The sequence below is a fragment of the Streptomyces sp. 3211.6 genome (genome assembly GCF_003634815.1).
GTDB lineage: Bacteria > Actinomycetota > Actinomycetes > Streptomycetales > Streptomycetaceae > Streptomyces > Streptomyces katrae_A.
Genome location: NZ_RBXC01000001.1, coordinates 5,161,972 through 5,180,354, shown reverse-complemented (window position 1 = coordinate 5,180,354; position 18,383 = coordinate 5,161,972). Strand labels below are relative to the sequence as shown.

Annotated in this window: 19 protein-coding genes; 4 read left to right on the top strand and 15 right to left on the bottom strand. The window is 73.4% G+C overall.

Annotation, left to right across the window (positions count from 1 at the left end; genetic code table 11):
* Positions 1 to 49: 49 nt before the first annotated feature.
* Together BX286_RS24100 and dapE are read right to left on the bottom strand one after the other, a co-directional pair.
* A complete protein-coding gene (locus BX286_RS24100; protein ID WP_079429637.1) occupies positions 50 to 808 on the bottom strand; it encodes a TIGR00730 family Rossman fold protein in 759 nt (252 codons plus the stop codon).
* Between the two features lie 64 nt (positions 809 to 872).
* Complete coding sequence (gene dapE / locus BX286_RS24095) at positions 873 to 1,952, bottom strand: succinyl-diaminopimelate desuccinylase (RefSeq protein WP_079429636.1); 1,080 nt, start codon at positions 1,950 to 1,952, stop codon at positions 873 to 875.
* A 77-nt stretch (positions 1,953 to 2,029) separates the two neighbouring features.
* Between dapE and BX286_RS24090 the strand changes: the two genes are divergently transcribed.
* Entirely contained in the window at positions 2,030 to 3,157 is a 1,128-nt protein-coding gene (locus tag BX286_RS24090; protein WP_260338045.1) for a hypothetical protein, read from the top strand.
* 281 nt (positions 3,158 to 3,438) lie between these two features.
* Positions 3,439 to 3,834, top strand: a complete 396-nt coding sequence (locus BX286_RS24085) for an ATP-binding protein (protein ID WP_121016288.1) — start codon at positions 3,439 to 3,441, stop codon at positions 3,832 to 3,834.
* 84 nt (positions 3,835 to 3,918) lie between these two features.
* Here BX286_RS24085 and dapC read toward each other — a convergent pair whose 3' ends face one another.
* A complete protein-coding gene (dapC, locus tag BX286_RS24080; protein ID WP_079429634.1) occupies positions 3,919 to 5,013 on the bottom strand; it encodes a succinyldiaminopimelate transaminase in 1,095 nt (364 codons plus the stop codon).
* 105 nt (positions 5,014 to 5,118) lie between these two features.
* The gene (gene fdxA / locus BX286_RS24075) at positions 5,119 to 5,448 is read right to left on the bottom strand and encodes a ferredoxin (RefSeq protein WP_030713714.1); all 330 of its coding nucleotides are present in this window, start codon (positions 5,446 to 5,448) and stop codon (positions 5,119 to 5,121) included.
* 116 nt (positions 5,449 to 5,564) lie between these two features.
* On the opposite strand from fdxA, the gene BX286_RS24070 reads away from it, so the two are divergent.
* Together BX286_RS24070 and BX286_RS24065 are read left to right on the top strand one after the other, a co-directional pair.
* A complete protein-coding gene (locus BX286_RS24070) occupies positions 5,565 to 6,554 on the top strand; it encodes a GNAT family N-acetyltransferase (protein ID WP_121016286.1) in 990 nt (329 codons plus the stop codon).
* On the top strand, positions 6,551 to 7,342 hold the full coding sequence (locus BX286_RS24065) for a transglutaminase-like domain-containing protein (protein ID WP_079429632.1): 792 nt from the start codon (positions 6,551 to 6,553) through the stop codon (positions 7,340 to 7,342). Before BX286_RS24070 ends, BX286_RS24065 begins: the two co-directional genes overlap by 4 nt.
* Here the strand turns inward: BX286_RS24065 and BX286_RS24060 are convergent.
* From BX286_RS24060 to BX286_RS24005, 11 genes are all read right to left on the bottom strand, one after another.
* Positions 7,335 to 8,582 (bottom strand): MFS transporter, encoded by a 1,248-nt coding sequence (locus BX286_RS24060; RefSeq protein ID WP_123995334.1) that lies wholly within the window; start codon positions 8,580 to 8,582, stop codon positions 7,335 to 7,337. The two genes, BX286_RS24065 and BX286_RS24060, sit on opposite strands and share 8 nt — an antisense overlap.
* 27 nt (positions 8,583 to 8,609) lie before the next feature.
* The gene (locus BX286_RS24055; RefSeq protein WP_079429630.1) at positions 8,610 to 9,245 is read right to left on the bottom strand and encodes a response regulator; all 636 of its coding nucleotides are present in this window, start codon (positions 9,243 to 9,245) and stop codon (positions 8,610 to 8,612) included.
* On the bottom strand, positions 9,242 to 10,366 hold the full coding sequence (locus BX286_RS24050; protein WP_167747653.1) for a sensor histidine kinase: 1,125 nt from the start codon (positions 10,364 to 10,366) through the stop codon (positions 9,242 to 9,244). The genes BX286_RS24055 and BX286_RS24050 overlap by 4 nt, the downstream gene beginning before the upstream one ends.
* Positions 10,367 to 10,403: 37 nt before the next feature.
* Positions 10,404 to 11,168: an ABC transporter permease gene (locus BX286_RS24045; RefSeq protein ID WP_079429628.1), complete on the bottom strand. Its 765-nt coding sequence runs from the start codon at positions 11,166 to 11,168 to the stop codon at positions 10,404 to 10,406.
* The gene (locus tag BX286_RS24040; RefSeq protein ID WP_260337995.1) at positions 11,165 to 12,121 is read right to left on the bottom strand and encodes an ABC transporter ATP-binding protein; all 957 of its coding nucleotides are present in this window, start codon (positions 12,119 to 12,121) and stop codon (positions 11,165 to 11,167) included. Before BX286_RS24040 ends, BX286_RS24045 begins: the two co-directional genes overlap by 4 nt.
* Before the next feature lie 169 nt (positions 12,122 to 12,290).
* Complete coding sequence (locus tag BX286_RS24035) at positions 12,291 to 14,135, bottom strand: hypothetical protein (RefSeq protein ID WP_121016282.1); 1,845 nt, start codon at positions 14,133 to 14,135, stop codon at positions 12,291 to 12,293.
* Positions 14,136 to 14,489: 354 nt separating this feature from the next.
* Positions 14,490 to 14,873: a DUF6113 family protein gene (locus BX286_RS24025; RefSeq protein ID WP_121016280.1), complete on the bottom strand. Its 384-nt coding sequence runs from the start codon at positions 14,871 to 14,873 to the stop codon at positions 14,490 to 14,492.
* On the bottom strand, positions 14,870 to 15,775 hold the full coding sequence (gene mshB / locus BX286_RS24020) for an N-acetyl-1-D-myo-inositol-2-amino-2-deoxy-alpha-D-glucopyranoside deacetylase (RefSeq protein ID WP_100862931.1): 906 nt from the start codon (positions 15,773 to 15,775) through the stop codon (positions 14,870 to 14,872). The genes BX286_RS24025 and mshB overlap by 4 nt, the downstream gene beginning before the upstream one ends.
* A gap of 22 nt (positions 15,776 to 15,797) precedes the next feature.
* Positions 15,798 to 15,992: a hypothetical protein gene (locus BX286_RS24015; protein ID WP_045952243.1), complete on the bottom strand. Its 195-nt coding sequence runs from the start codon at positions 15,990 to 15,992 to the stop codon at positions 15,798 to 15,800.
* Between the two features lie 356 nt (positions 15,993 to 16,348).
* A complete protein-coding gene (locus BX286_RS24010; protein ID WP_079429623.1) occupies positions 16,349 to 17,410 on the bottom strand; it encodes an ABC transporter ATP-binding protein in 1,062 nt (353 codons plus the stop codon).
* Complete coding sequence (locus BX286_RS24005) at positions 17,403 to 18,377, bottom strand: ABC transporter ATP-binding protein (protein ID WP_079429622.1); 975 nt, start codon at positions 18,375 to 18,377, stop codon at positions 17,403 to 17,405. The genes BX286_RS24010 and BX286_RS24005 overlap by 8 nt, the downstream gene beginning before the upstream one ends.
* Positions 18,378 to 18,383: the final 6 nt, after the last annotated feature.

Here is an 18,383-nt window from a genome sequence, read left to right as displayed (position 1 = left end):
GCGGTGTGGTCCCCGCTCCCCGGGCGCGTGCGGGCGCGCCAGGCGCTCGCTACTTGCCGACTTCCTTCGTCACCAGGGCGATCGCCTCGTCCACGTCGTCCGTGAGGTGGAAGAGGTAGAGGTCCTTCTCGGAGGCCTTGCCCTGGGCGATGACCGTGTTGCGCAGCCAGTCGACGAGCCCGCCCCAGTACTCGGTGCCGAAGAGCACGATCGGGAACCGGGTGATCTTCTGCGTCTGCACCAGGGTCAGCGCCTCGAACATCTCGTCCAGGGTGCCGAACCCGCCGGGCAGCACCACGAACCCCTGGCTGTACTTCACGAACATCGTCTTGCGGACGAAGAAGTACCGGAAGTTCAGCCCGAGATCGACGTGCTGGTTGAGCCCCTGCTCGAAGGGGAGCTCGATGCCGAGGCCGACCGAGATGCCGTTCGCTTCGCGGGCGCCCTTGTTGGCCGCCTCCATCGCGCCCGGGCCGCCGCCGGTGATGACGGCGAATCCGGCCTCGACGAGTGCGCTGCCGATCCGCACGCCGGCCTCGTACTCCGGTGAGCCCACCGCGGTGCGGGCCGAGCCGAACACGCTGATCGCGGGCGGCAGCTCGGCGAGCGTGCCGAAGCCCTCGATGAACTCCGACTGGATGCGCAGGACCCGCCAGGGGTCGGTGTGCACCCACTCGGTGGGTCCGGCCGAGTCCAGCAGCCGCTGGTCCGTCGTACTGCCCGCCTGCACCTGACCCCGTCTGCGCAGCACCGGTCCGAGCTGCTGTTCCTCGGGGCGCCGGCTCCCGCTGCCTTCGGAGTTGCCCATGATGTGCTCCCTCCTGCTGATCGTTGGATCAGATTAGGCGCACAAAAGTGACGGGAGGGGGAATTTACGAGGTCAGCCAGGCGCGGAGTCGTTCCTCGCAGTGCAGGATCGCCTTGGCTTCGACCCGCTCGTCAACCTTGTGCGCGAGCAGCGCGTCACCGGGTCCGTAGTTGACGGCCGGTACTCCGAGCGCGCTGAAGCGGGAGACGTCCGTCCAGCCGAACTTGGGCATCGCGTGGCCGCCGACCGCCTCCATGAAGGCCGCGGCCGCCGGGTGGGACAGGCCGGGCAGGGCGCCGGGCGAGGAGTCGTCCACCGTGAAGGCGTCGACGCCGCAGTCCGCGAAGACCTCCTTCACGTGGGCGAGCGCGTCGGCCTCGCTGCGGTCGGGGGCGTAGCGGAAGTTGACCGTGACCGTGCAGGCGTCCGGGATCACGTTGTTGGCGACGCCGCCTTCGATGCGGACGGCGTTGAGGCCCTCGTGGTACTCCAGGCCGTCGATGACGGGCCTGCGGGGCTCGTAGGCGGCCAGCTTCGCCAGGATGGGGCTCGCGGCGTGGATGGCGTTGGAGCCCATCCAGCTGCGGGCGGAGTGGGCGCGCTCGCCGCGGGTGTGCAGCAGGACGCGCAGGGTGCCCTGGCAGCCGCCCTCGACCTCGGCGTTGGAGGGCTCCAGCAGGACGGCGAAGTCGCCGGCCAGCCAGTCGGGGTGGGCGGCGGCGACCTTGCCGAGGCCGTTGAGGTCGGCGGCGACCTCCTCCTGGTCGTAGAAGACGAAGGTGAGGTCGCGGTTGGGTTCGGGCACGGTGGCGGCGATCCGCAGCTGTACGGCGACCCCGGACTTCATGTCCGTCGTGCCGCAGCCCCACAGGACGTCGTTCTCGTCCAGGCGGGACGGGACGTTGCCGGCGATCGGCACGGTGTCGAGGTGCCCGGCGAGCACGACGCGCTCGGCGCGGCCGAGGTCCGTGCGGGCGACGACGTTGTTGCCGAGGCGGTCGACGGTGAGGTGCGGCAGGCGGCGCAGGGCGTCTTCCACGAGGTCGGCGAGCACCTTCTCGTCGCCGCTCTCGGAGGGGATGTCGACGAGGCGGGCGGTCAGCCCGGCAGCGTCGAGGGTGAGGTCGAGCTCGGATTCGGACATGAACCGACCCTAACGCCCCGGGATGGGCGGGTACCGGCGGCGTCCGGTCGGTGGACGCGTTATCGGCCTCCAGTACGGTGGGCCGCGTGTCCGAGACCGATCGCCCCCGCCCCCGCCGCCGCGGGCCGCTCCGCGCGGCCCTGGGTCTGGCCGTCCTGCTCGCGGTGATCGGATACGTCCTGGTGCACCACTATTCCAACGGCGGGATCGGTTCCCCGTACTGCAGGGTGACGGCGAAGGGCGCTGCGGGCGGATCCGAGGGGGCCGTGCAGACGTACGAGATGACCCCCGAGCAGGCGTCGAACGCCGCGACCATAGCCGCCGTCGGGATCTCCAAGGGGCTCCCGGACCGGGCGCTGACGATCGCGCTGGCGACGGCGATGCAGGAGTCGGGGCTGCGCAACCTCGACCACGGCGACCGGGATTCGCTGGGCCTGTTCCAGCAGCGGCCCTCGCAGGGCTGGGGCACCCCGGAGCAGATCATGGACCCGGTGTACTCGGCGGGGATCTTCTACGACCGGCTCGTGGAGGTGAACGGCTACACCCGCCTGCCGCTGACGGTGGCGGCGCAGCGGGTGCAGCTCAGCGGGTTCCCGCAGGCCTACGCCAAGCACGAGCCGGACGCCACGGTGCTGACGGCCGCCTTCGGCGAGGGCGAGGCGCCGGCCACGCTGACCTGCGCGGGCCCGGCGCCGGTCAAGGGCGACCCGGAGAAGGTGCGCACGGAGCTGGCGCGGGCGTTCGGCAAGGAGGCCCTGTCCACGGGCCGCACCGCGCCGCACGCCGGGCCGAAGGCCTCCGCGAGCGCCTCGGCGAAGGCCGGGGCGGGCTCCGCCCCGAAGGCCTCGGGCAGCCCCGCTCCGAAGACCTCGGCGAGCCCCTCGGCGGGCTCCTCTGCAACCCCCGCCGCGGCGCCTTCGCCGTCGGCGGGCGCCCCGGAGGCGGAGGTGGACCTCTGGCTGAAGGACGGCGGCGGTCCGGGCGAGGCACGGCGCGGCCGGGCGATGGCGCACTGGGCGGTGGCCCGCGCCGGGGAGCTGGGCATCGCCCGTGTCTCGTACGACGGTTCCGCCTGGGTGGCGGGCGGGAACCGGGGCGAGTGGCAGCGCGACGGGGCCGGCGGCACGAAGGGCGGCACGGCGCCCGACCCGTACCGGGCGGTCCCGGGCCAGGTCCGGATCTTCTTCCCCGGCAGCGCCGGCTGAGGCCGCCGACGGGCCCGGCGCCAGGGCGGCACGGGAGCCGTCCCGCCGACGGGACGTGATCGTTCGCGCGTGCGGGGCGTCCCCCGGGAGGGGGTGGCCGCGCACTCCTCGCCCCCGGGCGTGTTGACGGCAGAAGCCCTGGTGGGCGCGGGTCCGATGGGCTTGTCACGGAAGCCGATTAAACGATGCGTTACTGATCCTTTACCCGGCCGGTCCGCAACTCGGCGCACCCCGGCAGCGGTTGTACACGGCGTACTCAGCCGCTACCGCTTAGGAGCATCATGTCCCTCCCCCTGACCCGCCGGATCGCCCGCGCCGCGCTTCTCCTCGCCGCCGGCACCGCCCCGGTGGTCGGTGCGGCCGGCGCGGCCAGCGCCGCGGGCCTGGAGTCCGTGCCGCAGCTGGGCTCGCTCGCCGCCCCCGACACCGCCGACGCCTCCGCCGCGACCGGGGCGGCCACCGGAGCGGCCACCGAGGTCGCGGGCACCGCCACCAAGGCCGTCCCGGCCGCCGCCCCCGCCTCGGACGTGGCGGGCAGCGCGGGCCAGATGCTGGGCGGGCTGCCCGTCTCGCAGCTGCCGGTGGGCCACGACCTGCCGGTGGGCCACGACCTGCCGGTGGGCCATGACCTGCCGGTCGGCGGTCTGCCGCTGGGCGGTCTGCCGCTGGGCGGCTGAGCCCGCCGCACACGCCGCAACGCCGAGGGGCCGGGAGCGCGCAGCTCCCGGCCCCTCGGGGCGTCCCGCGGCCGTCCGGCGGGGTCAGCCCAGGCGCTTGACCGCGGCCTCGACCCGCTCGTCGGTGGCGGTGAAGGCGACACGCACGAAGTTCGCCCCGGCCTCGCCGTAGAAGTCGCCCGGCGCGACCAGGATGCCCAGGGAGGCCAGGTGGGCCACGGTGTCCCAGCAGGGCTCGTCGCGGGTCACCCACAGGTAGAGGCTGGCCTCGCTGTGCTCGACCCGGAAGCCGTGCGCCTCCAGGGCGGTGCGCAGCGCCTCGCGGCGGGCGGCGTAGCGGCCGCGCTGCTCGGTCACGTGCGCGTCGTCGCCGAGGGCGGCGACGACGGCGGCCTGGACGGGGGCCGGGGTCATCATGCCGCCGTGCTTGCGGATCTCCAGCAGCTCGGCGAGGACGTCCTCGTCGCCGGCGATGAAGGCGGCCCGGTAGCCGGCCAGGTTGGAGCGCTTGGAGAGGGAGTGGACGGCGACCAGGCCCTCGTAGGAGCCGCCGCAGACCTCGTCGTGCAGGACGGAGACCGGCTCGGCCTCCCAGCCGAGTTCCAGGTAGCACTCGTCGCTGAAGACCAGGATGCCGTGCTCGCGGGCCCAGGCGACGATCCGGATCAGCTCCTCCTTGCCGAGGACCTTTCCGGTGGGGTTGGACGGGGAGTTGAGCCACAGCAGCTTCAGGCCGGCCGGGTCCAGTTCCGTCGGGTCGTCGTAGACCACGGCCTCGGCGCCGCACAGCCGCGCGCCGACCTCGTACGTGGGGTAGGCGAGGCGGGGGTAGGCCACCTTGTCGCCGGGGCCCAGGCCCAGCTGGGTGGGCAGCCAGGCCACGAGCTCCTTGGAGCCGACCACGGGCAGGACGTTGCGGTGTCCGGCGGCGCTCGCGCCGAGCCGGCCGCGCAGCCAGCCGGTGATCGCGTCGCGCAGCTGCGGGGTGCCCCACACCGTCGGGTAGCCCGGCGAGTCGGCGGCGCCGACCAGGGCGTCCTGGATCAGCTGCGGCACCGGGTCGACGGGCGTCCCGACGGAGAGGTCGACGATGCCGTCCTGGTGGGCCGCCGCCGTCTTCTTGTACGGCTCCAGCTTGTCCCAGGGGAACGTGGGGAGACGGTCGGAAACTGCGGCCACGGTGCTCTGCTCTCTCTCAGGGGCGGGAGGGGTACGGGAAAACGGCTCGGTCCCGTGCGGCAGCAGTGCCGGACGGGACCGAGAGGCGCGTCTGCCGTGAAACGGTCAGTGCTCGCCGTTGATGCCGGCGGGCAGCGCGGCGATGAAGGGGTGGTCGCGCTCGATCAGACCGAGCTTGGAGGCACCACCGGGCGAGCCGAGCTCGTCGAAGAACTCGACGTTCGCCTTGTAGTAGTCCTTCCACTCCTCCGGGGTGTCATCCTCGTAGAAGATGGCCTCGACCGGGCAGACCGGCTCACACGCGCCGCAGTCGACGCACTCGTCCGGGTGGATGTACAAGGACCGCTGGCCCTCGTAGATGCAGTCGACGGGGCACTCTTCGATGCATGCCTTGTCCTTGACGTCGACACAAGGCTCCGCGATGACGTAGGTCACGCTCTCGTTCCTCCTCGGTAGGGCTTTCCATTCGCGCGGGAGCGCGGCGTCGTCGATGCCCGCACCTAGTATCTCCGTTCCCGGGCACGATCCGAACAGGAGGGGCGGACAGAGCTGTGGAAATCACTGCCGGTGGACTGCTGGAGATCCGTATTACCCCGGCTGACGTGGGTAAACGAGTCTCTGTACGACGGGTGCAGGAAGGGGTCGGCGGCTCCGGCGGCTTCACCGACGCGGTCGGGGTTCTCACATCCTGGACCGCGGGTGTGCTGACGATCACACGCAAGGACGGCGTGTCCGTCCACATCCCGGAATCCTCCCTGGTCGCGGGCAAGGTGGTGCCCGCCGCGCCGGCCCGCCGCAGGGGTCCCGCGGCCTCCTTCGAGGAGCTGGCGCGGGTGACGGCGCGGGCCTGGCAGCCGCTGGAGAGCGAGCCGCTGGGCGACTGGACGCTGCGGGCGGCCGGCGGTTTCACCCGCCGCGCCAACTCGGTGCTGGCCCTCGGCGACCCCGGGATACCCCTGGACGAAGCACTCGCGCGGGTGACGCACTGGTACGCGCGGCGGGAGCTCCCGGCCTACGTGCAGGCCGCGACCGGCTCGGCCGGCACCCAGGAGCTGCTCTGCGCGGAGCTGGAGCGGCGCGGCTGGGTCAACGAGGTCTCGGCGGAGGTCCGGACCGCCGGCCTGGCCCCGGTGGCCGACCAGGACGCGGACGTGTCCCGGATACGGCTGACCCGCGAGCCGGACGAGGAGTGGCTGGGCCGCTACGGCAAGGTCCGCGACCCGGAACTGGCCCGGCGGATGCTGGTGGAGGGCCCGTCGGTGTGGTTCGCCTCCCTGGACGGCGGCCGGGCGATCGGGCGGTGCGTGGTCGACGGCCGCTGGGCCGGCTTCGGCGCGGTGACGGTCGGCCCGGAGCACCGCCGGCGCGGGCTGGCGACGGCGGTGATGGCGGCGCTGGCCCGGCGGGCCCTGGAGGAGGGCGCCTCGGCGGCCTGGCTGCAGGTGGAGACCGACAACCCGGCGGCGCGGGCCCTGTACGACGGGATGGGCTTCGCCACCCACCACGCCTACCACCACTTCCGCGCCGGGGCCGGGGCATGAGCGCGGCGACACGGGAGCTGTTCGCGGCGGAGGCCCGCTCCGAGCGGCCGGACCTGGCGCTGCTGTGCCTGCTGCTGGCGGCGGAGGCCGACCCGGAGCTGGACGAACGGGCCATGGACTGGGCCCAGATGGAACTGGACCGGCTGGCGGGGATGCTGCCGTACGGGCTGCGCGGGGCGAAGGCCTGGGCGGCGGCGGTGACGGACCTGCTGGGCGGCCGGATGGGCTTCCACGGCACCCCGAAGGACTACGAACGGCTGGAGTCCTCGCTGCTGCACGAGGTGCTGCGGCGCCGGCGCGGCCTGCCGATCCTGCTGTCGGTGGTCTGGCTGGAGGTGGCCCGGCGGGCGGGGGCGCCGGTGTACGGGCTGGCGCTGCCCGGGCACTTCACCGTGGGCTTCGGCGATCCGGAGGAGGGCGTCGTCGTCGACCCGTTCGCGGGCGGGGCCTCGCTGGGCGCGGGCCCGGCGGAGCTGGCGCGGGGGCCGCGGACGCCGGCGCGGACGCTGGACATCGTGCTGCGCGTGCTGGGCAACATCCGGGTGTGGGCGTCCGCCCGTCCGGAGCACTCGGCGGTCGCGCTGTGGTCCCTGGACCTGTCCCTGCTGCTGCCCTCGCATCCGGCGGCCCTGCGCTACGAGCGGGCCCGGCTGCTGGTGGAGCGGGGTTCCTTCCAGGCGGGCGCCGCCGAGATGGACGCGTACGCGGTGGTCATGGACGCGGTGGACCCGGACGCGGCGACCCGCATCCGCGCGGAGGCCGCCTCGGCCCGCGCCCTGCTCAACTGAGGGAAGCGGGTTCGGCCGTGGCCGCGACGGCCTCCGCGCGGCGCCTCACCTCGGCCAGGCGGGCGTTGCTCAGGACCGGCAGCACCAGGAGGGCGGCGACGGCGATGGCCGCCCCGCCGGCGTAGAAGGAGGCGGGGACGCCGAAGGCCCCGGCCACCGCGCCGCCCGCGACGCCGCCGACGGCGAAGGAGCCCACGGCGACGACCCGGTAGACGGAGGTGACCCGGCCCATCAGCTCGTTGGGGACGATCTGCTGGCGCAGGGTCACCATGTGGACGGACACGACCAGCACCACGAAGCCGTCCAGGGCCATCAGGGCGACGGTCACCGCAGGGCTGACGGCCAGCCCCAGTCCGGCCGTCGCGGCGGCCGAGAGCAGGCTGGTCACGAGGATCAGCGTGCCGGGCCGCAACCACGCGCCGACCCGGCCGGCCGCCATCCCGCCGAGGACTGCGCCGATCGCGGCGGCGGCGAGCATCACGCCGTAGCCCTCGTCGGAGACGCCGAGTTCGTCCTGGGCGAGCAGGACCAGCATGCCGTAGCTCGCCGCGGTGGCGGCGTTGCCGACGGCCGCGACCAGGCTCAGGGCGCGCAGCACGGGCGAGGACCAGTACCAGCGGGCGCCGACGGCGATGTCCTCGCGCACGCCCGCGACCGTCAGCGGTCCGCCGTCCGCCCCCTGCGCCCGGCTCGCCGCCGAGGGGATGAGGGCGAGCAGGCCCACGGCGGCCAGGTATCCGGCCGTTCCCAGGGCGAACGGCGCGGAGGCCGCAGCCGCGAAGAGGAAGCCTCCGATCGGCGGGCCGGCGAACTCGTTGCAGACCACGAAGGTGGTCTGCAGCCGGCTGTTGGCGCGGGTCAGCTCCTCGGGGCCGACCAGCACCGGCACCCAGGCCGCCGAGACACTGTCGTAGAGCGTCTCGGCGGTGCCGATCGCGAAGAAGACCACGTACAGCAGGGGCATGGACAGGGCGTCGGTGAGGACGGCCGCCGTGAGGGCGGCGAACGCGGCGGCGCGGATCCAGTTCGCGCTCTGCGCCACCTTCCGGCGGTCGAGGCGGTCGGCGAGCGCCCCCGAGACGAAGGCCAGGACCAGCCAGGGGGCCCGCTGGGCGACGGTGATCCCGGCGATCAGGGTCGGGTCCCGGGTGATCGTGGCCGCGAGCAGGGGCGCGGCGGCCAGGCTCACCCCGTCGGACAGGTTCGACGCGGCGGTCGCCATCCACAGTTTTCCGAACACCGCCGTAGTGTGGTCAAGAACGCCTCGTCAGAGCCAGCCCTTTTCCCGGGCGACGCGGACCGCTTCGGCCCGGTTGCGGGCCGCCAGCTTCTGGATGGCGGTCGAGAGGTAGTTGCGGACCGTGCCCTGGGACAGGGAGAGGGCCGCCGCCAGCTCGGCGTTGGTCGCGCCGTGCTCCGCCGCGCGCAGCACGTCCCGTTCCCGCTCCGTGAGCGGGTTGGCGCCCTCCGCCAGGGCGGCCGCCGCGAGACCGGGGTCGATGACGCGCTCGCCGGCGAGGACCTTGCGCACCGCCTCCGCGAGCTCCGCGGCGGGCGCGTCCTTGACCAGGAACGCGGAGGCGCCCGCTTCCATCGCGCCGCGCAGGTATCCGGGCCGGCCGAAGGTGGTCACGATCACGATCTTCAGGGCCGGGCGGGCCCGGCGCAGGGCCCTGGCCGCCTCGATGCCGGTCATGCCCGGCATCTCGATGTCCAGCAGCGCCACGTTGACGTCGTGGGCCAGAGCGGCCGGCACGACCTCGTCGCCCCGTGCCACCTGGGCCAGGACCTCGATGTCCGGCTCCAGTCCCAGCAGGGCCGCGAGGGCTTCCCGGACCATGGACTGGTCCTCCGCCAGGAGGATGCGGATGGGGGCCGGGGCGGCTTCGCGGGCTTCCGTCATGACCGGGATCCTAGGGGGACCCGCGCCAGCAGCCGGAAGCCGGTCTTGCCCGCCGGGCCCGCCCACAGCGTGCCGCCGACCGCCTCCAGACGCTCCGTCAGGCCCGTCAGGCCGTTGCCGGGGACGGCGGGGCCGCCCGCGCCGTCGTCGGTCACCGACAGCTCCAGCACCGGGCCCGCGAGGGTCTGGCGGGCCGTCAGGGTGACCGTGCAGAGCGTGGCGCCGCTGTGCCGGACCACGTTGGTCACCGCCTCGCGCAGCGACCAGGCCAGCGCGCTCTCCTGCTCCTCCGGCACCTCCTCGGTGAAGTCCACGGGCAGGTCGGCCTTCACCCCGGCCGCCGCCAGCGCCGTCCGGGCGCCCGCGAGCTCGCCGGGCAGGGTGGGCCGCCGGTAGCCGCTCACGGCCTCCCGTACGTCGGTCAGGGCCTGCCGGCAGACCTTCTCGATGTCCGCCACCTGCTGGGCGGCCCGGTCGGGGTGGTCGGGCAGCATCCGGCCCGCGAGCTCGCTCTTGAGGGTGATCAGCGACAGCGAGTGGCCCAGCAGGTCGTGCAGGTCGCGGGCCATCCGCAGGCGCTCCTCGTTGGCCGCGAGCTGCGCCACCGTGGCGCGGGCCTGCCGCAGCTCGATGGTGGTCCGGATCATCTCGCGCACCCCGACCATCGCGAACCCGCCCATCAGGGCCGGGATCAGCAGCCCGAACAGGTAGTCGCCGCCCTCCGGCACGTACAGGGCCAGCACGGACAGCAGGGCGGTCGCGGCGGGCACCGTGAAGCGGGCGACCTTCGCGGGGAGCGCGGCGCCGGAGGCGATGGAGACGTAGACGAAGAGCACGAGCCACTCGCGGCCGAGCACCAGCGAGAGGACCGCGGCTTCGGCAGTGAGCACCGCCAGCGACAGCAGGACCGGCCGGACCGGCTTCTGCTGGTCCGGCCGGAACACCAGCACGAGGTACCAGGCGACGAACCCCAGCAGGCCCAGCCCGCCGAGCACCCGGGCGCCGTCGCTGTGCCCGCCGCGCACCAGGTCGGTGACGGGGGCACTGAGGTAGAAGAGCCAGATGAGGATCCAGAGGCCCTTGACCACCCGGTGGACGGTGCTCTCGGGGGCCCGGACGATCCGGCTCCCCTCGGCCTCGTGCGTCAGCGCCACGTTCCTACGCCTTCAGTGAGTCCTTGCGGTACAGCCAGGCGGCCGCACCCGTGAACAGTACGAAGTACACCGCGAGGATCGCCACGTCCTTGGCGTGCGGGGCGCCGCCCAGCTCGATGGCCTGGCCGAGCCCGGTGTAGGCGCGGGTCGGCAGCCACTCGCAGATGTTCTTCAGCCACTGCGGGAAGTTCGCGGTGGGCATCCACAGGCCGCCGAGGATCGCCAGGGCGAAGTAGATCAGCATCGTGAGCGGGCGGACGTTGTCCGCGGTGGCCAGGTAGCCGACGGCCACGCCCAGCGCGGCGAAGACCAGGCTGCCCGCCCAGATGGAGCCGGTGAGGGCCAGCCACTGCCAGGCCTCGAACCGGACGCCCTTGCCGAACGCGGCGACCGCGAAGACGACCAGGATGGAGGGCAGGGAGAGCACGCCGGCGCTGGCGGTCTTGGCGAGCACGTAGCCGTGGCCGGGCAGGGCCGTCAGCCGCAGCTGGCGCACCCAGCCCTTCTCGCGCTCCTTGGCGATGCGCTCGCTGTTGCCGACCAGGACCGCGGTCAGGGCGCCGAAGGAGGCCATGGCGACCATGTAGAAGGCCGGCATGGTCAGTTCGGTGCCGTAGACCTTCGTCGTGCCGTCCAGGGTGCCGCCGAGCATCAGGAAGAGGGCGGCCGGGTAGAGGACGGTGAAGAACAGGTACTTCTTGTTGCGCAGGGCGCGGGTGATCTCCAGCTTGACCAGCTGGAGGGTGCCGGCGTTGGGGGACGTGCTCATCGGGTGGCCTCCTCGGCCTCGGTCAGGGCGATGAAGGCCTGCTCCAGGCCGAGGCCCGCGACCTCCAGGTTGCGGGGGTAGAGGCCGAGCGCGTACACCGCGTGCACGGTGGCGTCGGCGTCGCGCGACTGCAGGCGCACGGTGGTGCCGTTGACCTCGAAGGAGGTCAGGGCGGGCAGGGCGCGCAGGATCTGCTCGTCGATCTCGCCGTGGAGGTCGAAGGCGACCTTCCGGGCGCCGGCCTTGGCCTTGATCTCGGCGGCGGTGCCGTCGGCGAGCAGCCGGCCCTTGTTGAGGACCAGTACCCGGTCGGCGATGGCGTCCGCCTCCTCCAGGTAGTGGGTGGCGAACAGGACCGTGCGGCCCTGGGCGGCCTGCTCCCGCATGGTGGCCCAGAAGGCCTGGCGGGAGGTGACGTCCATGCCCGTGGTGGGCTCGTCCAGGATGATCAGGTCGTTGTGGCCGGCGGTGGCGAGCGCGAAGCGCACGCGCTGCTCCTGGCCGCCGGAGAGCTTGTTGACCGTGCGTCCTGCGATCTCCTCGATGCCGGCGCGGGAGAGCACCTCGTCCACCGGGTAGGGGCGGGGGTGCAGGGCGCAGCCGAGGGTGACGAGCTCGCGCACGGTCACCTCCTCCATCAGGCCGCCGCTCTGGAGCATGGCGCCGACCCGGCCGGCCGCGAGGGCTTCGCGGGGGGTGGTGCCGAAGAGGCTGACGGTGCCGGAGTCGGCGGGGCGCAGGCCCAGGAGCAGGTCGAGGGTGGAGGACTTGCCGGCGCCGTTGGGGCCGAGGAGCGCGACGGTCTCGCCCGGGTGGAGTTCGAGGGTGAGGCCGTCGACGGCCCTGACCTGGCCGTAGCTCTTGGTCACGTTCTGGAAGCTCACCACGGTGCCGTGGCCGGCACCTCGTGCGGGTCCGGGTGTTCCGGAGTGCGTCGCGGTCGTCGTCGTCATGCACCGAGCTTCTCGCGGACGGAGGTCCGCGCGGCAGTGTCTCCAGTCGTGACAGCTGCATGACAGATGTCATGCGAAGGGGGTGACGCCCCTGGTCAGGCCGGGTTCCGGGGACGTGTGGAGCCCCTTCCCGGGTCCGGGAAGGGGCTCCACACGCCGGCGCCGGGACTCAGTTGGCGTTCGTGTCGATGGTCACGACGCGCTCGGCCGGGGTCTTGCCGAGGAGGCCCTTGCCGAGGGCGCCGACGACGTCCTGCGGGGTGACGGGGGTCTTCGCGCCGGTGCCCCGGGTGATCAGCACCCCCTCGAAGGCGTTGCCGTAGGTGGCCTTGAGGGCCTCGAGGTCGTACTTCTCGACGAGCTTGCCCTGTACGGGGGCCATGCTGAGGATCTTGGGCAGGGACTTGGCGCCGAAGGCCAGGGACTTGGTTCCCGCCTTGACGGTGACGGGGGCGGACATGGCGGGCTCCGCGAACTCCTTCATCGCCCGGTTCAGTTCCGCCTGGGTGATGGTCGGTTCCTTGGTGGCGGTGGGGAGTTCGACGGGGGCGGCCTTGCCGTTGGCGACGAGCTCGCGGAAGGCCTTGGTGACCTTGTCCATGGAGCCGTCCACGTCCAGGCTGGTGCCGGCCTTGCCGGGGACCGCGACGGGCTTGCCGGTGTCGAAGGTGATGGTGCCTTCGGTGGCGGTGCCGGCGGTGCCGGCGAGCTCCTGGAGGGAGTCCTTCAGCTTCTCCTCGTCGACGGGCATGACGGCGGCGGCCGTGCGCTCGACGCCGAACAGCGAGCCGATGACCGTGACCGGGTTGTAGTCGCTGCCGGTGGCGTTGCGGACGGTGGTCTGGCTGTCGAGGGTCAGGCCCGCCTTCTCGGGCTTCAGCTCGACGGTCTTGCCGCCGACGGTGACCTGGAGCGGGGTGGCGGAGCGCTTGCCGAAGGCCGTCTGGAGCTTGTCGACGGCGTCGTCGCGGCTGCCGCTGATGTCGACGCCGAGCACCTTGGTGCCCTTGGGGATGTCGGAGTGGTTCATCAGCAGCCCGGCGCCGTAGGCCACGGCGGCGAGGCCGAGGACCGCGCCGCCGAGCAGGACCAGCTTCGAGCGGCCCTTCTTCTTGGCGGGCTTGCCGGCCGGGGCCGCCTTGCCGGACTTCCCGGCCGGGGCCGGGGCGGGCATCGACCGGGGCGGCTGCGGGCCGGGCGGCGGCGCGGCCGGGCCGGGCCGGGGGGCGCCCGGAGCGGGGGTGTCCAGGGCCTCGGGACCGGGCCAGCGCGGGGTCTCGTCGGCGCCCACGGGCACGGTGCCCAGCGCGGGCCCGCCGGTGGGGCCGGAGGGCTCCGTGAAGGCGGGAAAGGCCTCGGTGGACGGGCCGCCGTCGTACGCCGGGTAGCCCGGGGCCGAGCCGGCGCCGGGTCCGCCGACGGCGGGGGCGGGCGCGAAGCCGGCACCCGCGCCGGTACCGGGGGCGGGGGCGGGCCGCTGCGGGAGGCCGGGGGCGGCCGGGGGCGCGAATCCCGCACCGGTGCCGGCTCCCTCGTACGGGGCGTGGCCCGGGGCGCCCGCGGGGCCGGCGTCGAAGCCGCCGCCCATCGGGCCGCCCGCGCCGTTGCCGGGGCGGGGCGCGGAGGAGCCGTAGGCCGCGGCGGGCGCCGGGGCCGCGGGCGGGGGCGCGGCCGCCTTGCGTGGGGCGAACCAGCCGCCGCCCGACGGCGCCTCGGCCGGGGCCTGCGGGGCCGGGGCGGGCGCCTGCGGGGCCGCGGCGGACGCGGGCGTCTGGCCCGTGGGCCGCTCCGGCAGGGCGGCGCGCACGGGGGGCTGGGCCTGGCCGCGCGGGGCCGGGGCCGGGACCGACTCGGCGGAGCCGGGGGCGGGCTCCGCGGAGCCGTCCTTCACCGGCTTGCGGACGACCACGGGCGGGATCGGCCGCGAACCCGGGATGTTGATCCGGATCCGGGTCGTCAGGGTGGTCTCGGTCTTCGGCCCGTCGGTGTCGGGCGTGGACGGGTTCGAACTCACAGGATTCTCCTCCGGGGCGGTCGCGCCAGGCCGGGGCGGCAGGGACGTGGGCGCGGACTGGCCGGTTCCGTACGGCGGCGTACCCGAGGGGTAGGCGGCTCCACCGTGCCCTACGGGCCCGGGGGGCGAACTGTCGGTTTCACGACTCAAGGCAGGTTCTCCCGGTTGGCTCCGCCGCCCGCGTGCCGTGCGCGGGCAGCTCGGCGGCCCGTCCACCATACTGGCCGCCGCGCGCACGCAACTGTCCCAGGGGAATGAAAGGTTCCCCTTAGCCCTCCGCAGGTCCTCCCCCGAGGGCCCGTCAAACCCCCGCAACCCGTCCCCGATCGGAGGGTGGCGGAGTTCGGCGGCCCGTCAGCCGCGCGGTTTCGGGGCCGAAACCGGCGGTTCCACGGGAACGCGCATCGTGGCACAGATCACAGCGACCGCACTCCCGCCCAAAAGGTATGCGTACATACCGATTCCGGAGGAACCGAGCAGGAAGTCCCCTTCGGGGCGCGGGACACCGAGCAGGACGTACGAGAGGAACCAGCCGGCCGCCGCGACGCCCACGCCGAGCCCGCCCCCGAGGGCGATCCGGGCCCCCAGGAACAGCCCGAGCAGGGCCAGTACGGCGAGCACCAGCCCGGCCGGGAACCACAGGTCCACCACGAGCCACCCGGCCAGTCCGGTGGCGGCACCGGCGACGAGCAGGCCCAGCAGGGCGGCGATCCGCCCCGCCGTCAGCGCCGCGGTCACGCCTCCACCCCCGCGAAGAGGTCCCGCTCGCGCGTTCCGGCCGGGGCCCCGGACTCCCCCACGGCCAACTCGTAGTACTCGCGGGCGAACAACGGCTGGGCCAGGTCGTTGGAGAGGGCGAAGAAGGGGCCGTCCACGGCGATCTGGGTGGCGTGCGCCCGCATGGCGGCCGCCTTGGCCTCCACCAGCACCCGCTCGCCCTCCGCGTCGGCGATCTCGGCGGTGATCCGCCCGTCGGGGACCACGCCCGGGACGTCGGCGGGGGTCGCCAGGCCCGGGAAGGGCAGTTCGTTGCCCAGCTCGCGCAGCCGCGCGAAGCCCTCCTCGACGGCGGAGAGCGGCACCCGGTTCCAGTAGACCTTCGCGATGGCGTGCGGGGCGCCCAGCTCGGGCCGGTAGGCGGGGTCGGCGGCCAGCTCGGCGCCGCGCATGGCGACGCGGTGGGCCTGGATGTGGTCGGGGTGGCCGTAGCCGCCGTCCGGGTCGTAGGTGACCAGGACCTGGGGGCGCAGCTCCCGGATGACGGCGACGAGGTGGCCCGCGGCCTCGTCCACGCCGGTGGCCCAGAAGGCGCCGGGGCGGGCGTTCTGCGGGGCGCCCATCATCCCGGAGTCGCGGAACCGGCCGGCGCCGCCGAGGAAGCGGTGGTCGGCGACCCCGAGCTCCTTCATGGCGGCGGCGAGCTCGCCGACCCGGAAGGGACCCAGGGTGTCGTCGCGGTCCGGCGCGAGGTGGGCCAGCTCGGGCGGGATGACCTCGCCCTCCTCGCCGAGGGTGCAGGTCACCAGCGCGACGTGGGCGCCCTCGGCCGCGTACTTGGCCATGGTGACGCCGTTGTTGATCGACTCGTCGTCCGGGTGCGCGTGCACGAGCAGCAGACGACGGGCGGGAAGACCGTTCATGGGCCCAGCCTACGAGGCCGCCCTACAGCTTGAGGCCACTGATCATGCTCGCCACGTTCGAGGTGAGCTGGCTGAGGGTGGGAGCCACCGTCGAACTCGCCAGGTAGAACCCGAGCAGTACACAGACGAACGCGTGCCCCGCCTTCAGTCCCGACCTCCGGACCAGAAGGAAGACGACGATCGCCAGCAGCACCACGGCCGAGATCGATAGTGCCACGGCGTTTCACCTCCATGTCGAGCGGACATCGGTACGCGTACTCGTGCTCGGCGATTCATACCCACCGTGCGCTACGGATCATAACTATCCGTACCAGCGCATCGGTCGAATTCCGGCAGCACGAGGGGCGCATACCGCGCACGCCCGGGGGCGTGGCGGAGCCGTGAGGGAGGCCTGCGCGCCCGCCGGCGCCCGTACGGCCGTATCCCGCCCCGCCGGCCGGGGCCGGAACTCGGGGCAGAATCGGTCAAGTCACCCTCCCTGAGGGCGGGTTGGAGCCGAATCGGCACCCTCCGGGGGGACTATGCGGGGTGGCCGGAAATGATCGGTCCCTCCGGTGTTTTCCAGCCCGCTCCCTACTCCTCCGTCAGCGGGGACGGCGGGGGCGCGAGTTCCCCCGGGGGCGGGACCACCTGCCGCTCCGCCGCGAAGTGGCAGGCCGACGGATGGGCCGCCGGGCCCGCCGGGAAGACCGGCGGGACGGTCAGCAGCGGCACCTCCGTGGCACAGCGGGATTCGGCCTTCCAGCAGCGGGTGCGGAAGGGGCAGCCCGAGGGCGGGTTGGCCGGGGAGGGCACGTCGCCGGAGAGCAGGATCCGGTCCCGGTGGGCGCGGGCCTCGGGGTCGGGCACCGGCACGGCGGAGAGCAGGGCCTGGGTGTAGGGGTGGGTGGGGTGGTCGTAGATCTGGGTGTCGGTGCCGGTCTCGACGATCCGGCCGAGGTACATGACCCCGACCCGGTCGGAGATGTGCCGGACGATGGAGAGGTCGTGCGCGATGAAGACGTAGGAGAGGCCGAAGTCGGCCTGGAGCCGGTCCAGGAGGTTGACGACCTGGGCCTGGACGGAGACGTCGAGCGCGGAGACCGGTTCGTCCGCGACGATGACCTCCGGCCGCAGGGCGAGGCCGCGGGCGATGCCGATGCGCTGGCGCTGGCCGCCGGAGAACTGGTGCGGGTAGCGGTTGATGTACTCGGGGTTGAGGCCGACCACGTCCAGGAGCTCCTGGACCTTGCGCCGCCGGTCGCCCTTCGGGGCCACCTCGGGGTGGATCTCGAAGGGCTCGCCGATGATGTCGCCGACCGTCATGCGCGGGTTCAGCGAGGTGTAGGGGTCCTGGAACACCATCTGGATGTTGCGGCGCACGGCCTTGAGGGCCTTGCCCGACAGCTTCGTGATGTCCTCGCCCTTGTACGAGATGACCCCGGCGGTCGGGCGTTCCAGGTGGACCAGCATCCTGGCGACGGTGGACTTCCCGCAGCCGGACTCGCCGACGATGCCGAGGGTCTCGCCGGCGGCGAGGCCGAAGGAGACCCCGTCGACGGCCTTGACCGCGCCGATCTGCTTCTTGAAGAGGACGCCCCGGGTGAGGGGGTAGTGCTTGACGAGGTCACGGACCTCCAGAAGGGGCTCAGGCACCGAGGCACTCCTTCCAGAAGAAGCAGGCGCTGGTCCGGTCGGGGCCGGCCTCCGCCAGCGGCGGGACCTCGGTCCGGCAGACGGGCCGGGCCATGGGGCAGCGCGGGTTGAAGGCGCAGCCGGGCGGGATGGCCAGGAGGTTGGGGGGCAGGCCCTTGATGGCGTAGAGCTCCTGGCCCTTCTGGTCCAGGCGCGGGATCGAGTCGAGCAGGCCCCGGGTGTAGGGGTGGGCGGGTGTCTTGTAGAGGGCGTGGACGGGGGCGGACTCGACGATCCGGCCCGCGTACATCACGGCGATCTTGTCGGCCACGTCGGCGACGACGCCGAGGTCGTGGGTGATCAGGATCAGCCCCATGGCGAGTTCGCGCTGGAGCTCGGCGAGCAGGTCCATGACCTGGGCCTGGACGGTGACGTCGAGGGCGGTGGTGGGTTCGTCGGCGATGATCAGGGAGGGTTCCAGGGCCAGCGCCATGGCGATCATGATGCGCTGGCGCATGCCGCCGGAGAACTGGTGCGGGTAGTCGCCCACGCGCTGACGTGCGGCCGGGATCTTCACCCGGTCCATCAGCTCGACGGCCTTGGCGCGGGAGTCCTTGCGGGACATCCCGCGGTGGACCTCGTACATCTCGCCGAGCTGGGCGCCGACCGTGAGGACGGGGTTGAGGGAGGACAGGGCGTCCTGGAAGATCATCGCCATTTCGGCGCCGCGGATCCTCCTGCGCTCCTCCTCCTTCATCTTCAGCAGGTCCTTGCCCTTGAAGAGGATCTGGCCTCCCGTGATCCGGCCGGGCGGCATGTCGAGGATCCCCATCACGGCCTGGGCCGTCACCGATTTCCCGGAGCCGGACTCGCCGAGCACCGCGAGGGTCTCGCCCTCGTCCACCGAGTAGTCCACGCCGTTGACGGCCTTGGCGACCCCGTCGCGGGTGGTGAACTCCACGTGCAGGTCCCGGACTTCGAGCAGCATCTGGCG

Coding starts and splice junctions, on each gene's coding strand:
- BX286_RS24065 (WP_079429632.1), top strand. CDS start 6,551: ATGAGCGCGGCGACACGGGAGCTGTTCGCGGCGGAGGCCCGCTCCGAG.
- BX286_RS24100 (WP_079429637.1), bottom strand. CDS start 808: ATGGGCAACTCCGAAGGCAGCGGGAGCCGGCGCCCCGAGGAACAGCAG.
- BX286_RS24040 (WP_260337995.1), bottom strand. CDS start 12,121: ATGACGACGACGACCGCGACGCACTCCGGAACACCCGGACCCGCACGA.
- dapE (WP_079429636.1), bottom strand. CDS start 1,952: ATGTCCGAATCCGAGCTCGACCTCACCCTCGACGCTGCCGGGCTGACC.
- mshB (WP_100862931.1), bottom strand. CDS start 15,775: ATGAACGGTCTTCCCGCCCGTCGTCTGCTGCTCGTGCACGCGCACCCG.
- BX286_RS24005 (WP_079429622.1), bottom strand. CDS start 18,377: ATGCTGCTCGAAGTCCGGGACCTGCACGTGGAGTTCACCACCCGCGAC.
- BX286_RS24085 (WP_121016288.1), top strand. CDS start 3,439: ATGTCCCTCCCCCTGACCCGCCGGATCGCCCGCGCCGCGCTTCTCCTC.
- BX286_RS24055 (WP_079429630.1), bottom strand. CDS start 9,245: ATGACGGAAGCCCGCGAAGCCGCCCCGGCCCCCATCCGCATCCTCCTG.
- BX286_RS24045 (WP_079429628.1), bottom strand. CDS start 11,168: ATGAGCACGTCCCCCAACGCCGGCACCCTCCAGCTGGTCAAGCTGGAG.